Annotated in this window: 19 protein-coding genes; all 19 read left to right on the forward strand. The window is 38.3% G+C overall.

Going from position 1 to position 12,888, the window contains the following annotated elements; all coding sequences use genetic code 11:
- Positions 1 to 143 precede the first annotated feature (143 nt).
- The 19 genes from A9G30_RS02990 (at position 144) to A9G30_RS03075 (ending at position 12,880) form a co-directional block, all read left to right on the forward strand.
- Positions 144 to 506: a helix-turn-helix domain-containing protein gene (locus A9G30_RS02990; RefSeq protein ID WP_065582038.1), complete on the forward strand. Its 363-nt coding sequence runs from the start codon at positions 144 to 146 to the stop codon at positions 504 to 506.
- On the forward strand, positions 507 to 971 hold the full coding sequence (locus A9G30_RS02995; RefSeq protein WP_065582037.1) for an ImmA/IrrE family metallo-endopeptidase: 465 nt from the start codon (positions 507 to 509) through the stop codon (positions 969 to 971).
- Positions 972 to 1,173: 202 nt separating this feature from the next.
- On the forward strand, positions 1,174 to 1,323 hold the full coding sequence (locus tag A9G30_RS12855; protein ID WP_174798514.1) for a hypothetical protein: 150 nt from the start codon (positions 1,174 to 1,176) through the stop codon (positions 1,321 to 1,323).
- A 146-nt stretch (positions 1,324 to 1,469) separates the two neighbouring features.
- Complete coding sequence (locus tag A9G30_RS03000; protein ID WP_065588005.1) at positions 1,470 to 1,886, forward strand: putative holin; 417 nt, start codon at positions 1,470 to 1,472, stop codon at positions 1,884 to 1,886.
- Positions 1,887 to 1,888: 2 nt separating this feature from the next.
- Positions 1,889 to 2,512 carry a transglycosylase SLT domain-containing protein gene (locus tag A9G30_RS03005; protein WP_081295598.1) on the forward strand — a complete coding sequence of 208 codons (624 nt, stop codon included), beginning with the start codon at positions 1,889 to 1,891 and terminating at the stop codon, positions 2,510 to 2,512.
- Between the two features lie 94 nt (positions 2,513 to 2,606).
- Complete coding sequence (locus A9G30_RS03010) at positions 2,607 to 2,969, forward strand: hypothetical protein (protein ID WP_065588006.1); 363 nt, start codon at positions 2,607 to 2,609, stop codon at positions 2,967 to 2,969.
- 104 nt (positions 2,970 to 3,073) lie between these two features.
- Positions 3,074 to 3,274, forward strand: a complete 201-nt coding sequence (locus A9G30_RS03015) for a TraR/DksA C4-type zinc finger protein (protein ID WP_065588007.1) — start codon at positions 3,074 to 3,076, stop codon at positions 3,272 to 3,274.
- Positions 3,271 to 3,573 carry a DUF2730 family protein gene (locus A9G30_RS03020; RefSeq protein WP_065564393.1) on the forward strand — a complete coding sequence of 101 codons (303 nt, stop codon included), beginning with the start codon at positions 3,271 to 3,273 and terminating at the stop codon, positions 3,571 to 3,573. The genes A9G30_RS03015 and A9G30_RS03020 overlap by 4 nt, the downstream gene beginning before the upstream one ends.
- Positions 3,574 to 3,579: 6 nt before the next feature.
- Complete coding sequence (locus A9G30_RS03025) at positions 3,580 to 3,876, forward strand: VpaChn25_0724 family phage protein (RefSeq protein ID WP_065588008.1); 297 nt, start codon at positions 3,580 to 3,582, stop codon at positions 3,874 to 3,876.
- A 2-nt stretch (positions 3,877 to 3,878) separates the two neighbouring features.
- Positions 3,879 to 4,424 carry a phage protein Gp27 family protein gene (locus tag A9G30_RS03030; RefSeq protein ID WP_065588009.1) on the forward strand — a complete coding sequence of 182 codons (546 nt, stop codon included), beginning with the start codon at positions 3,879 to 3,881 and terminating at the stop codon, positions 4,422 to 4,424.
- Positions 4,421 to 5,812: a terminase large subunit domain-containing protein gene (locus A9G30_RS03035; RefSeq protein ID WP_141671961.1), complete on the forward strand. Its 1,392-nt coding sequence runs from the start codon at positions 4,421 to 4,423 to the stop codon at positions 5,810 to 5,812. Before A9G30_RS03030 ends, A9G30_RS03035 begins: the two co-directional genes overlap by 4 nt.
- Positions 5,812 to 7,311, forward strand: coding sequence for a DUF935 domain-containing protein (locus tag A9G30_RS03040; protein ID WP_141671962.1), 1,500 nt, complete (start codon positions 5,812 to 5,814; stop codon positions 7,309 to 7,311). Before A9G30_RS03035 ends, A9G30_RS03040 begins: the two co-directional genes overlap by 1 nt.
- Complete coding sequence (locus A9G30_RS03045) at positions 7,304 to 8,542, forward strand: PBECR2 nuclease fold domain-containing protein (RefSeq protein ID WP_065588011.1); 1,239 nt, start codon at positions 7,304 to 7,306, stop codon at positions 8,540 to 8,542. The genes A9G30_RS03040 and A9G30_RS03045 overlap by 8 nt, the downstream gene beginning before the upstream one ends.
- A 98-nt stretch (positions 8,543 to 8,640) precedes the next feature.
- The gene (locus tag A9G30_RS03050; protein ID WP_065588012.1) at positions 8,641 to 9,123 is read left to right on the forward strand and encodes a phage virion morphogenesis protein; all 483 of its coding nucleotides are present in this window, start codon (positions 8,641 to 8,643) and stop codon (positions 9,121 to 9,123) included.
- A 231-nt stretch (positions 9,124 to 9,354) separates the two neighbouring features.
- A complete protein-coding gene (locus tag A9G30_RS03055; protein ID WP_065566998.1) occupies positions 9,355 to 10,431 on the forward strand; it encodes a hypothetical protein in 1,077 nt (358 codons plus the stop codon).
- A gap of 65 nt (positions 10,432 to 10,496) precedes the next feature.
- Positions 10,497 to 10,856 (forward strand): hypothetical protein, encoded by a 360-nt coding sequence (locus A9G30_RS03060; protein WP_065588013.1) that lies wholly within the window; start codon positions 10,497 to 10,499, stop codon positions 10,854 to 10,856.
- A gap of 60 nt (positions 10,857 to 10,916) precedes the next feature.
- Complete coding sequence (locus A9G30_RS03065) at positions 10,917 to 11,843, forward strand: phage capsid protein (protein ID WP_065588014.1); 927 nt, start codon at positions 10,917 to 10,919, stop codon at positions 11,841 to 11,843.
- A 69-nt stretch (positions 11,844 to 11,912) separates the two neighbouring features.
- Positions 11,913 to 12,434 carry a gp436 family protein gene (locus A9G30_RS03070; protein ID WP_065588015.1) on the forward strand — a complete coding sequence of 174 codons (522 nt, stop codon included), beginning with the start codon at positions 11,913 to 11,915 and terminating at the stop codon, positions 12,432 to 12,434.
- Entirely contained in the window at positions 12,431 to 12,880 is a 450-nt protein-coding gene (locus A9G30_RS03075; RefSeq protein ID WP_065588016.1) for a phage tail terminator protein, read from the forward strand. Before A9G30_RS03070 ends, A9G30_RS03075 begins: the two co-directional genes overlap by 4 nt.
- Positions 12,881 to 12,888 lie beyond the last annotated feature (8 nt).

Here is a 12,888-nt window from a genome sequence, read left to right on the forward strand (position 1 = left end):
TATACAATTTTAAAATTAGAACCTTTAATTTCTTTCAACTAAAAATAAGTTTTAATTTACCAAAATGGTTGAATTGGCCTTTTTTTCATGATAAATTAGGGCGGTATTTGTATATCAAATACTATAACAGGAGAAACAAAATTATGGCACTGACAGAATTTGGCAAAGTAGTAAGAAAAGCAAGAATAGACATTGGCTATACGCTATTGACTATGTCTAAAGAGCTTGAAACAACACCTGCTTACCTTAGTGGCCTAGAAACAGGATTAAAAAAGATCCCTAAAAATTGGGTTGAAAAAATATCTAACTTTTTCAAATCCAAAAATCACGAAATAAATAATTTGCAAGAATTAGCTGATGTGTCAAATGAAAATGTCAATATTAGTGGTTTGTCTTTGCAACAACAGATGTTAATTGCAGGTTTTGCTAGATCCCCATTTAATGCTGAGGAACTAAAGCGATTAGCTAAATTATTTGAAGATATTAATAAAAAAAGGATTGATTAAATGATTGAAAAGTACCAAATGCGTGGAAATCGAGTTGAACCAATGGAAGTTGATGATATAAAAATAAAAGCAATTAACTCTTGCAAGGTCTTTAAGCTTTCAAAAGAAATGAAAATTAATTTTGATGCTGTATTTGAAAACTTAGCTTTATATGGAATAACATTACAAGTAATTTCGGATAAAGACTGGTTAGGTGTCACTGAGGGGCATTGTGATCCTAACGATTTTACCATTAGTATACCAAATAAAACTTATGTGGCAGCCTCTAAAGGGAAAAGAGAAGCTTTATTTACTATTTTCCATGAGATGGGGCATATTTTATTAGGACATAAGGCTATTTTACACCATTCTCAACATCAACCAACTTATAAAGAAGATGCTGAATGGCAAGCTGATTTATTTGCTTCAACTATATTATTAGAAATTGGAATTGAACGTCAATATTCGTTTGATTTCGAAGTGTAAAAAGCACTTATTTACGGTAAGTGCTTTTTATTTTGGGTGTTAGTTACATATTTTACGGATATGACTAACTTGTTAACAACCATAAGAACATTTGGGTGTCTAATGGAACTTTTGAAAAAGCGAATAGATTATACTTATTATTTTCTATTAAGCAATAGTTTATTTGTGCTCTAAATGTTCTCCTTTTGATAGGAGATATCGCATGAGTGATTTTATTTGTCCTCGCTGTGGTAATGCTTGTGGGTATACATTTGCTAGATATATAGTCAAAAATGGCAAGACTATTTATCCTAAAAAGGCAAAAGCTTTTCGTATACCACAGTGTGAATGCGCTAATAAAACAGCCGCTTAACACTTAATAAAGTCGTCACTTAATTGTGACGACTTTTTTTAGTTATTCTTATAGAAAAGCAGAATTTAATCTGCCCCCGTTCAAATTACATTTCAAGTAAGTAAGATCATAATAACCTCATACATTAATTTAATTATGAGGTTTTTATGGAACACCCTATCAAAAAATTATCCCAAGTACGCCTTCTCAAATGGTATTTAGTTGCTATTACTTTATTTGCAATTATTACGTTACTCTCGCCTCAGCAATTACCAGTTGTTGCTTATAAGTTGGCTTTAGTCTTGCTTTCTGCTGTGATTGGTTACCACCTAGACCGTGCACTTTTCCCTTATGCATCTCCTGGAGGTTATTTATATAACGATTGGAAAGAGTTTGGTCCTGATTTTTATACTCAGCAATATATTGAATCTTTAGAAAACAATGAACGACCAGAGGCAATGGATTCCAAAATGTGTGCGGAATACCCTGTTCTTGATGAGTATCGAAACCTATTTGCGGTTGTTCTGATTCGTCGGGCGTTGATTGTTTCCGCTGTGATTCTTGGTGTAACTCTTGGATTATAACCATGCGTTATTTAACTTTAATTATTGTGTTTATGCTGTTTAGTTGTCATTTAGCGCCTGCTATAGCAGGTGTACCAAATGATGCTAAGCAACATCAACGGGAACTGACACGTAATGCACGAGCCATATTTGGTCTTGATGCACCCATTGCATTATTTGCGGCGCAAATTCACCAAGAATCACGTTGGAACGTCAATGCTAAATCACATGTAGGTGCACAGGGTCTTGCTCAGTTTATGCCAGCAACGGCGGATTGGATTGCTGGAGCGTACCCAAAAACACTGAGCAGCAATGAACCTTATAATCCGTCTTGGGCACTACGTGCTTTAGTTCAATATGATTATTGGTTATATCAGCGTATTAATAAAACTGCTAGCGATTGTGATAGATGGGGATTCACTTTGTCTGCCTATAACGGCGGGCTTGGCTGGGTAAATCGTGATCGTCAGCGAGCAAAACGAGAATACCAAGATGCAACACACTATTGGGGCGTTGTTGAAAATATTAATGGTGGTCGTAAAAGCATTAATTTTAAAGAAAACCGTGATTATCCAATTCGTATTATCTACCGTTGGCAACCTGTTTATATAAATGAAAATTGGGGAGTCGGGGTTTGTGATGATTAGGATACTTACATTCATATCTCATGTTTTGAAGAAAAACAAAAGTACTATTTTTGTAATTATTGTTTTCCTATTCGCTACCAGTAGTGCATTTTTTATGGGATTACATGAAGGAAAAATACAAGCAAAAATTGAGTATACAAACCAACAGTTAAAGGAATCGACTAAAACATTTAATCAATTTATTGCATCTACACAACAACTAATTAATTCAGCTAATGACGCCAGTAACCATTTAGCAAAACAAGTTATTGAAAGGAAAAATGACGATGAGCAATCAACTCAGATATTACTTAAATTACTTGCTTCACAATCAAATGTGGATGGTGATTGTGTGTTTAATAATGACATCATGCACATTATCAAACAAGCAAGAAATAAAGCCATTAGTGCAACAGCAAATGGTTTTACCAGCGGCGATATCAACTCCTTGCGATATTCCAATAGAAATGAGAAATAACTCAGGATCTGCAGCAATAGAAGCATTGAAGATTTTATATAACCAATATGCAATTTGCGCAGGGAAATTGATTGAAGTTTTAAATTATGTCAACGAGGTAAACAATGGACAACGCTGATTTAGCAACAACAGCCGAAATGGAAGCACTAGACCGTGCGCTAGCGAAACATCAAGCAAAAACGGAAGTATCACGCTTATATTGTCGAATCTGTGAAGAGCCGATAGCTGAAGAACGTCGAAAAGCATTAGTGACTGATTTATGTATTGAATGTGCTTCGATAGAAGAAAAAAGGAATAAACGATGAATTTTAACGAACTTACATTTAATTGGCAGTTTTTGCAATGGGTTGTAATGGCGGTTGTAGGAGTGTACTCATGGCTAATTGGTCGTCAATCGGCTAGTCAAAAAGAATTATTAGATTTACGTATTCGAGTAACACAAGTTGAGGAGACGGTTAAATCACTGCCGACTCAGCATCAGGTAACCAAATTGATTGAAAAATTAAGTAGCAACGAAGCTACTTTAAATCAGCTATCTGATCGGCTTTCAGGATTATCTCGTCAATTAGATAACATTAACCAATTTTTATTAAAGAACAAGTGAGGAATTATGAGTTACGCTGAATTTTTGAAAGAAGATCAACGTTTGGTTATTTTGCGTATCTTATATGAAATGCCAAGTTATAGCAGTAATTCTAGCATTATCTATAGTGCGTTAGATCACTATGGTCACGCTATTAGCCGAGACCAAGTTAAAACCCATTTAAGTTGGCTTGGACAACAAGACTTAATTAAAACCGAAACAATCGGTAGTGTTATTGTTGCTCGTTTAACTGATTTTGGTGCTGATGTGGCCACTGGTAAAGTTGTTGTGCCTGGTGTAAAACGTCCAAGCGCAGGAGCGTAATTATGGGACGTAAATCAACGATCCACAAACTAGAGCCTGAGGTACGTAATTATATTGAGAAACTACTACGAGCAGATCAACTTACACTAGATGAAATGATTGCCGAACTGCAACAAACGTTTCCAAGTACTGATACGCCAAGCCGTTCTAGTCTTCACCGTTATCAAAAAGGTTTTAATGAAATGACCAATAGCTTACGTGAAATTGAAACAGCATCACGTATTTTGGTTGATGAATTGGGTGATAGTGTTGATGACAAATCAGGAGCACTACTTGCACAAGCAGTCACAACGTTAGCAACACGTGCCGCATTTAAAGCACATGAATCAGAAGATATCACAATCAAAGAAATTAGTTTTTTAGCAAAAGCCGCTAAAGAAGCCATGCAAGCACGTCAATTAAGTTTTAAAGAGCGGCAGGAAATCGAAAAAGCCGCACGTGAAAAGTTATTGCGTGAACAAAAAGAAAAACTGGATGAGCTAGAAAAAACAGGCGAAGTACCAGCTGAAATGTTAGCTAAAGTAATTAAAGCGGCGTATGACTTATGACAGTAAAAAATGAACCAGCCTTAAAACTCTATGACTATCAAAAACAGTGGGTAAACGACACTAGCCGTTTTGCTATTGCTATGTTCTCTCGGCAATGCGGTAAAACCTTTACCAGTACATTACAAATTGTGCTCGACTGTTTGCGAGCTGAAGCACACGGAAAACGTGCGCGTTGGGTTATTTTATCACGGGGTGAACGTCAAGCACGTGAAGCCATGAATGAGGGTGTTAAAGTTCATCTTCGTGCAATGTCCGCGGGCTTTAAAGAACTCGATTATGATTGGGATGCTAATATTCGGGCATTAGAAGTTGAATTACCTGGTGGCAGTAAAATTACTGCTTTACCTGCCAATCCAGATACTGCCCGTGGTTTTAGTGCTAGTGTGCTACTGGATGAATTTGCCTTTCACCAAGATAGTCGGGCAATTTGGAAAGCATTGTTTCCTGTTATCTCAAAGCCCGGTTTAAAACTGCGTGTGATTAGCACACCAAATGGCAAAGGCAATAAATTTTATGAGCTGATGACAGGTAAAGATGATGGTTGGTCACGTCATTCAGCGGATATTTATCAATGTGTAGCAGATGGTTTACCGCGTAATATTGAAGAGTTGCGACGAGGTGCCGGTGACGACGATTTATGGGCGCAAGAGTTCGAGCTTAAGTGGTTAGATGAAGCAAGTAGTTGGCTGGATTTTGATTTAATTACTAGCGTTGAAGATGAAAAAGCAGGAGTTCCTCAACATTATACGGGCAATCCATGTTTTGTTGGCGTTGATATTGCTGCACGTAATGACTTATTTGTCATTTGGGTTATTGAGCAAGTCGGTGATGTGCTTTGGACTCGTGAAATTATTGAACGCAAACGTATTTCATTTGCTGAGCAAGATTATTTACTTAATGAGGTTTTTCGTCGTTATCGTGTTATTCGTATCTGTATGGACCAAACTGGCATGGGTGAAAAACCGGTGGAGGATGCTAAACGACGTTATGGCGAAATGGTTGTTGAAGGTGTGCTATTTACGGCTCCTAATAAATTAACATTAGCAACACAAGGTAAACAAGCCTTTCAAGATAGAAAAATTCGTATTCCCGCTGGCAATAATGCCCTTCGTGCCGATTTGCATAAGTTGAAAAAAGTGACTGGAGCAACGGGGCAACCGCGTTTTGTTGCTGATTCTGATAGTAATGGTCATGCTGATCGAACTTGGGCTGCCTTTCTTGCAATTAATGCAGCTAGCCAAGATGGGTATGAAATTGAATACCAATCACTAGGCGTTCGTGATTCTTACCGTTCATTGAATCAATATTCGAGTAGCTCAGAACTGGAAACAACCGATACAGGCTTTGGCACGGTACGGGGCGGTAACGATTTTGGAGGATTTATTTAATGTTATGGTTTAAAGGCAAAAAGCCACATGTTGAAACAGGACGAGAGCTGGCAGGCACAGGTGAAAATAATGATATTACTAAATTATATGTTGGTTTGCTAGCGCAGCCAGATGATAGTGTTCTTCGTAATCGGGGTGGTGGTCGTTTAGATATTTACAAAGAAGTTTTAAATGATGATGAAGTGAAATCGGCATTTACTCAGCGCCAAGATGCTGTTATATCTCGTGAGTGGAAAGTGGAACCCGGAGGCGATAAACCAATTGATACCGAAGCTGCTGAAGCTATGAGTGAGTTACTGAAGTCAGTGGGATTTGACCGTGTAACTAAGTTAATGCACTACGGAGTTTTTTACGGTTATGCTGTGGCGGAGTTAATTTATGGCATCAAAGATAATCTATATTGGATTGACGATATCAAAATTCGTGATCGGCGTCGTTTTCGGTTTACTCCAATGGGTGAACTGCGCTTATTAACGCCCAATAATATGCATGAAGGTGTTGCTTGTGATGCACCGTACTTTTGGCATTATGCAACTGGTGCCGATCATGATGATGAACCCTACGGCTTAGGCTTAGCGCACTGGCTTTACTGGCCAAGCTTTTTTAAACGCAATGATATTAAGTTTTGGCTGATTTTCCTAGAAAAATTTGGCATGCCAACGGCGGTAGGCAAATATGGCACAGGTGCAACACCAGAACAGAAACGTGATCTATTGTCGTTAACTCGTGCCATTCAAACCGATTCAGGCATTATTATTCCTGAGAGCATGACTTTAGATTTATTACAAATAGCACGTTCTGGTGCGGGTGATTACAAAGCATTCTATGACTCAATGAACGAAGCAATCAGGCGTGTGACAGTCGGACAAATTACATCATCTGGTGGTGCCTCAAGCTCAATTGGCGGTGATGAGTCATTGCAAGCTGCGGTACTAACATCAATTGCTAAATCAGATTCTGATGTAATGTGCGAGTCATGGAATCGAGGTCCTGGTACCTGGTTTACACAGATGAATTTTCCTGGTGCTGCTGTTCCTCAAGTTTCCCGCATTTTTGATGAGCCGGATGATCTAAAATCAATGTCAGAGCGTGATAAAAATATCATTGAATCAACTGGCTTCCGTCCAACATTGGCTTATGTTCAAGATACATATGGTGGGGAGTGGGAAGAAAAACCGCAACAGCAAGAACAAGTTGATGAAACGATTAAAACAGTAAAAACGGCTGAATTTGCTGAAGCACAAAAGCAAAATAATTTTGCGTCAGTACTGCAATCACAACGTTTAAACGCTGAAATGCAGCCCGTTACTGATAAATGGATTAATCAAATTAAAGAACTGGTTGATAGCGTACAATCGTTAGCAGAATTGCGTGATAAGTTATTTGAATTAATTCCAGATATGCAATTAGATGATTATGCAAAAGTCATGGCTGACGCATTAACAGCAGCTAATTTAGCGGGTCGCACAGAACTACTTGAGGATAGCAAAAATGGTTAATGTGGCATATGGCTCGTTGCCATTTAAAGAGCAAATTGAGTTTTTCCGGCGTAAAGCAAATGTGCCCACAAACAGCTATGTAGATATCTACAATAATGAGCATGATTATGCTTTTGTTGTGGCGGGTGCTAATCGTAATGCATTACTAAATGATTTTCGTGCAGCAATTGATAAAGCAATTAGCCAAGGCACAACACTGGATGAGTTCCGTAAAGACTTTGCTGAGATAGTTGAACGTCATGGTTGGAGTTATAACGGCGGTTTTAACTGGCGTACTCGTATCATCTATGAAACAAATTTAAACAGTTCTTATCAAGCTGGGCGCTATCAACAATTACGTGATTCTAAATTTCCATACCTAGAATACTTACATAGTGATTATGTTGAACACCCTAGAGAACTTCATCAAAGTTGGGATCATCTGGTATTAGATTTTAATGATCCTTGGTGGAATACTCACTTTCCACCCAATGGCTATGGTTGTCAGTGCCGCGTTCGTGGGCGTACTAAAGGTGATCTAAAAAGAATGGGAAAAAATCAACCTGACAAAGCACCAACAATAAATTGGGTTGATAGAGTAATTGGGGAAAATAGTGGTAATCCTAGAATAGTTCGAGTACCTGAGGGAGTTGACCCTAGTTTTGAACATATACCAGGGCAATCAAGGCTTGAGCACTTTGTACCAGAACCTCTTGATGATGCGCTCGTAACTGCTGCTGAAAGTCCGGGTATTCCAAATCAACGGGCATTAGATCCTTTACCTGCACCACGTAAAGCAAGCGTTGATCGGTTAATTACACAAAAGCTGACTGATGATGATTATGTTAATTTGTTCCTAAATGAATTTGGTGCAAACTTAACTAATCCTGTTGTATTTAGAGATGTAACCGGTGAACCGTTAGTAATTAGTAAATCATTATTTACTGTGAAAAAAACGGGTAAAACAAAAGTGACTAAACTAGGCAGAGAAAAATATTTGCTATTACTTGCCGATGCACTCAAAGAGCCTGATGAAATTTGGACACGTTTGGAATGGATTGCCGCATTGCAAAAATCTGTCGTTCGCCGTCGTTATATTGCTCGATATCTAATTGATGGAGAGCTAAAACCGATGTTATCAGTTTTTGAGGTTGGTGATGATGGTTGGATTGGTGTAACCGCTTTTGCAGCTGAACGCGAAAATTATTTAGAATCATTACGAATTGGTGTGAATGTTTATCAACGAAAATAAAACCTCAACCACCGACACAGTTGAGGTTGCTACGCGTGGGATTGGACGTCTTGTCGGAGACTGCCCGCGTATGCAATATTGTTAGTATAGGTGAAAAAATGACTGGCGTAAATATTGAGTTTAATATACAAGATGCTCTTGATGCCATGCTTCATATTGAAGCAGCCATAGATGATACTGAAAGTTTATTTAGTCATATGGGCGAAGTATTACTTGATATTCATGTAGCCAGATTTACGGCTCAAGAATCGCCCGATGGTGTACCGTGGAAAGAACTATCTCCTTGGTATAAAGACTCAAAACCCAAACAAAAAGATAAAATTTTAACGCTAGATGGTAATCTAAGAAGTACGTTGCATTGGCAGATTGAAGGTAATACTTTGTTGTTTGGTACAAACTTAATCTATGGCGCTATTCATCAGTTCGGCGGTACAATTAAACCAGTTAGGGGCAATGCATTAAATGTGGGAGGACGTCCTGTAAAGCAAGTGGTAATTCCAGCAAGACCATGGCTTGGCATTAGCGCCCAAGATAAATTACTGTTGATAGATGTTGTGCGTGAGCACTTGGGTTTTGCTTAAAACGCAATATAACGCGTTTTAAGCCATTTTACTAAAAAAGGCTAATCAGTTTGTTTACGAATCGCTTTAATCGTGTTGTAAATGCTTTATAATAAGTTTTTAGTGTATATTCTTTCTATTATTTTGCCACTCTCCTTTCCAAATCATTAAAAAATTATCTGCCCGCGTTCAGATTACCCTTTCCTTAAAATAGATCATGATGCTCTATATCAATTTATTGGAGCATTTTTTATGGCACTTATCCCCGTTTTTAAACCTGGTACGCATACTGCGGTAGATGGTCGAAAAATCACTTTTACTTTAGAGAACTGTATTGATTTAGCAGAAAGCTACGATCCAAGTTTATCTGAAGCGCCTGCTGTAATTGGTCATCCAAAACTAACTGCACCAGCTTATGCGTGGGCAAAATCATTCGAAGTAAAAGATGGTTTAGTTTATGCAAAGTTAGATCAGATTAATCCAGAATTTGCTGAAGCCTATAATGCAGGCAGTTATAAAAAACGTTCACTTTCAATTTATTTGCCGGATTCACCGGGCAATCCTAAACCGGGTCATTATTATGCTCGTCACATCGGTTTTTTAGGTGCAGCAGCTCCTGCTATTAAAGGCTTGCCTGACGCCAGTTTTGCGGAGTCTGAAGGTGAGCAAGGTGCCGCAGAGTTCTCTATGGCTGATGAAGAATTTGATGAGAATTTGATTTCAATTTTATCTAATTTGCGTGACCTGCTGATTGAAAAAGCCGGCATTGCCAGTGCTGACCTATTTTTACCGCAATGGCGCCTTGAATCATTGCGTTCAATATCTGCTCAAAAACAAAAGGAGAAAGAAAAAATGCCACAACCTTTAGACGCTAGCTTTGCCGAACAACAAGCAGCAATTGACGCTAAAAATGCTGAACTAGCAAAACGTGAACAAGCATTGCTAGAAAAAGAACAAACTAACAAGCGTGCGGAATTTGCTGCCTTTGCTGATGAATTAGTTAAAGATGGAAAATTATTACCTGCTCATAAAACTACAGTTGTTGAAGTATTTATGGCGTTGGGTAGTGAACCAATTTCATTTGCTGAAGGTGATGCAACTGTTAACAGTTCCCCAGTTGATTTAATCAAAAAAGTACTTTCAGAGCGTCCTAGTTTTATGAACTTTGCTGAAAAATCGGCTGCTAGTGATAGTGAAGATAACGTTGATAAACAAGATCCAAAAGTCATTGCTGATGCAGCCAAAGCCTATCAAAAAGAACAGGCAGACAAAGGTAATACAATTTCAATTAGCCAAGCTGTTACGCATGTAACCAAAGCTAAAAAGTAAGAGCATTAATTACAGGCTGATTATTAATATCAGCATCATTTTAATTTTAACCAAAAGGTTTTTATATGAATATTCCAGGATTAACAGTAGCAAAAACCGCTGAAGGCGAAGTCAAACCCCGTTTAATTGTGTGCCATGGTAGTGAAGATGGGCTAGCAAAAACAGCGATTGACGGTAACGCATTATTAATCGGTGTATCAACAATTGTTGGTGGTGGTGACGGTGAAGTGTTTGATGTTGTGCGCAGTGGGTTGGCACAAGTTTTTTATAGCGAAACAATTGCGATTGGTGATCCAATCACAGCAAATGTCGATGGTCGAGCTAAAAAAGCAATGTCAGGTGATTTTATTATTGGCTATGCCGAAGTTGTGGGTGCTGCCGATGAATTAGGCACTATTTGGATTGCGCCAAGTAAACAAGCTTAATTTTTATTTAACTAATGGTCCATGACATTTGATAAACAATTTTATAAAGAGGAGTTTTATATGCAACGTCCTTTTCCCGTTGAACCGCAGTTGACTGCAATTGCTATCGCTTACCGTAATAATAAGTTAATTGCCGATGAGGTTTTGCCCCGTGTGCCTGTTTCTAGCACATCATTTAAATGGCTTGAATTTGATTTTTCAGAGCGATTTACTTTACCCAATACCAAAGTTGGGCGTACGTCACAACCCAATCAAGTTGAGTTTAGCGCCAAAGAGCAAGAAAGTTCTGTGAATGATTATGGTCTTGATAGTCCTGTTCCTCAAGATGATATTGATACAGCCATTACAGGTTATAACCCACTTGGTCATGCCGTTGAAGCCACGACTGATTTAATTTTGTTAGATCGTGAAGTTCGAGCAGCAAATTTACTTTTTAATGGTGCAAATTACAGCAATAAACAAACATTAACTACTGCACAACAATGGAATAATATTGATAGTGACCCAGTAGCATTAATAACGGATGCATTTGATTCAATGATTCAACGTCCTAATATCGGCACATTAGGACGTCGAGTTGCCACAATATTACGCCGTCATCCCAAAATTGTAGCCGCATACCACGGTAATGCGGGTGAAAACGGACTGGTTCCACTAGGGTTCTTAGCTGACTTATTAGAGTTAGAAGCCATTTATGTCGGCGATGCCTTTTTAAATAGTGCAAAACCAGGTAAATCGCCAACATTACTTCGTGCTTGGGGCAATAAAGCATCATTTACGGTACGTAATAAATTAGCGAATACTAAAGGTGGTGTCACATTTGGTTATACAGCGCAGTTTAAAGATCGTGTTTCGGGTTCGATTGTTGATCCTGATATCGGTTTACGTGGTGGTCAACGTGTTCGAGTCGGTGAATCGGTCAAAGAACTCGTTGTAGCTAAAGATGCGGGCTATCTGTTTGAAAATGTGATCCCAGCTAATAGCTAATCATTCCACTAACTATTTTACTAACATTATTACCAATCACTTATTAAGTGATTGGTTTTGAGAAAACAAATGAATACACCTTATATCACATTACATAATCTTATTGAGCGACCAGGTCTTACGGAAATTTCACAAGCTGTTGCACAAGATGGTGAAATTCCAGTAGATGTTGGATTGTTGGATGCAATGATTAATGGTGATGAAGTGACACTTTGGCCATCAGATGAAATTGCCAGTGCAACTACTGTTTTATCTCGTATCAATGAATCAATCGCTAATGCTGAAGCTGAAATAAATGGTTTTTTACGTCAAAGAGGACACAAACTGCCCTTAGTTAAAGTACCACGTCTGCTAACTGATTGGGCACGCATTATTGTGCGTTACAAATTGCATCGCAATCGTATTTCTGATGAAAAAACGGATCCGATAGTTCGTGACTATAAACAAGTTCTGGGCTTTCTAAAAATGGTAGCTGAAGGGAAATATTCGCTTGGTATTGATGATGCATTGCCTGTTGCTGGTGGTGCGCCTAAACAAACCGGTCCAATTCGTATATTTGATATGAACACACTTAGGGATTTTGGAAGATGAGTAGCGCACCGTTTGATGTTTCAGTGATTGCTGAAAAGTTAAAAGGTTTAATTGCTAATAAAACCTTAGTTTTTGTTGGTACTAGCGCTGAATACAGTAAGTTAACCGATTTAACTTCAGCGCCGACACCAGCGGCTTACGTTTTGCTTGGTAAAGAAACACCCAACGATAAGCCCACAGGTACACGGCAATCAGTCAGTGTTAATTTTGGTGTTGTGGTTGTTGCACGTGATATTTCTAGTCAAGCAACAAATATTCAAAATGTTAAACAGCTAGCAAATCCCGTTATAGGTGCGGTGCGTGATTTGTTGATTGGTAAAACAGTTCAATTTATTGATGGAGTTCGTCCAGTCACATGGGTTGGTGGGCAAACGTTAGGTTTTCAAAACGGCGTACTTGTTTGGATTGATTCATTTCAAACCCAGCATTTTATTGGTAGCCGATAAATAGTTTT

It is taken from the genome of Gilliamella sp. Fer4-1 (assembly GCF_001690515.1).
GTDB lineage: Bacteria > Pseudomonadota > Gammaproteobacteria > Enterobacterales > Orbaceae > Gilliamella > Gilliamella apicola_C.

What these genes read in the sequence shown, in the direction of transcription:
- A9G30_RS03050 (WP_065588012.1), top strand. Translation starts at nt 8,641, where the DNA reads ATGACTGGCGTAAATATTGAGTTTAATATACAAGATGCTCTTGATGCC.
- A9G30_RS03060 (WP_065588013.1), top strand. Translation starts at nt 10,497, where the DNA reads ATGAATATTCCAGGATTAACAGTAGCAAAAACCGCTGAAGGCGAAGTC.
- A9G30_RS03030 (WP_065588009.1), top strand. Translation starts at nt 3,879, where the DNA reads ATGGGACGTAAATCAACGATCCACAAACTAGAGCCTGAGGTACGTAAT.
- A9G30_RS03075 (WP_065588016.1), top strand. Translation starts at nt 12,431, where the DNA reads ATGAGTAGCGCACCGTTTGATGTTTCAGTGATTGCTGAAAAGTTAAAA.
- A9G30_RS03035 (WP_141671961.1), top strand. Translation starts at nt 4,421, where the DNA reads ATGACAGTAAAAAATGAACCAGCCTTAAAACTCTATGACTATCAAAAA.
- A9G30_RS02995 (WP_065582037.1), top strand. Translation starts at nt 507, where the DNA reads ATGATTGAAAAGTACCAAATGCGTGGAAATCGAGTTGAACCAATGGAA.
- A9G30_RS02990 (WP_065582038.1), top strand. Translation starts at nt 144, where the DNA reads ATGGCACTGACAGAATTTGGCAAAGTAGTAAGAAAAGCAAGAATAGAC.
- A9G30_RS03020 (WP_065564393.1), top strand. Translation starts at nt 3,271, where the DNA reads ATGAATTTTAACGAACTTACATTTAATTGGCAGTTTTTGCAATGGGTT.
- A9G30_RS03010 (WP_065588006.1), top strand. Translation starts at nt 2,607, where the DNA reads ATGGGATTACATGAAGGAAAAATACAAGCAAAAATTGAGTATACAAAC.
- A9G30_RS03005 (WP_081295598.1), top strand. Translation starts at nt 1,889, where the DNA reads ATGCGTTATTTAACTTTAATTATTGTGTTTATGCTGTTTAGTTGTCAT.
- A9G30_RS03015 (WP_065588007.1), top strand. Translation starts at nt 3,074, where the DNA reads ATGGACAACGCTGATTTAGCAACAACAGCCGAAATGGAAGCACTAGAC.
- A9G30_RS03070 (WP_065588015.1), top strand. Translation starts at nt 11,913, where the DNA reads ATGAATACACCTTATATCACATTACATAATCTTATTGAGCGACCAGGT.
- A9G30_RS03025 (WP_065588008.1), top strand. Translation starts at nt 3,580, where the DNA reads ATGAGTTACGCTGAATTTTTGAAAGAAGATCAACGTTTGGTTATTTTG.
- A9G30_RS03000 (WP_065588005.1), top strand. Translation starts at nt 1,470, where the DNA reads ATGGAACACCCTATCAAAAAATTATCCCAAGTACGCCTTCTCAAATGG.
- A9G30_RS03045 (WP_065588011.1), top strand. Translation starts at nt 7,304, where the DNA reads ATGGTTAATGTGGCATATGGCTCGTTGCCATTTAAAGAGCAAATTGAG.
- A9G30_RS03040 (WP_141671962.1), top strand. Translation starts at nt 5,812, where the DNA reads ATGTTATGGTTTAAAGGCAAAAAGCCACATGTTGAAACAGGACGAGAG.
- A9G30_RS03065 (WP_065588014.1), top strand. Translation starts at nt 10,917, where the DNA reads ATGCAACGTCCTTTTCCCGTTGAACCGCAGTTGACTGCAATTGCTATC.
- A9G30_RS03055 (WP_065566998.1), top strand. Translation starts at nt 9,355, where the DNA reads ATGGCACTTATCCCCGTTTTTAAACCTGGTACGCATACTGCGGTAGAT.
- A9G30_RS12855 (WP_174798514.1), top strand. Translation starts at nt 1,174, where the DNA reads ATGAGTGATTTTATTTGTCCTCGCTGTGGTAATGCTTGTGGGTATACA.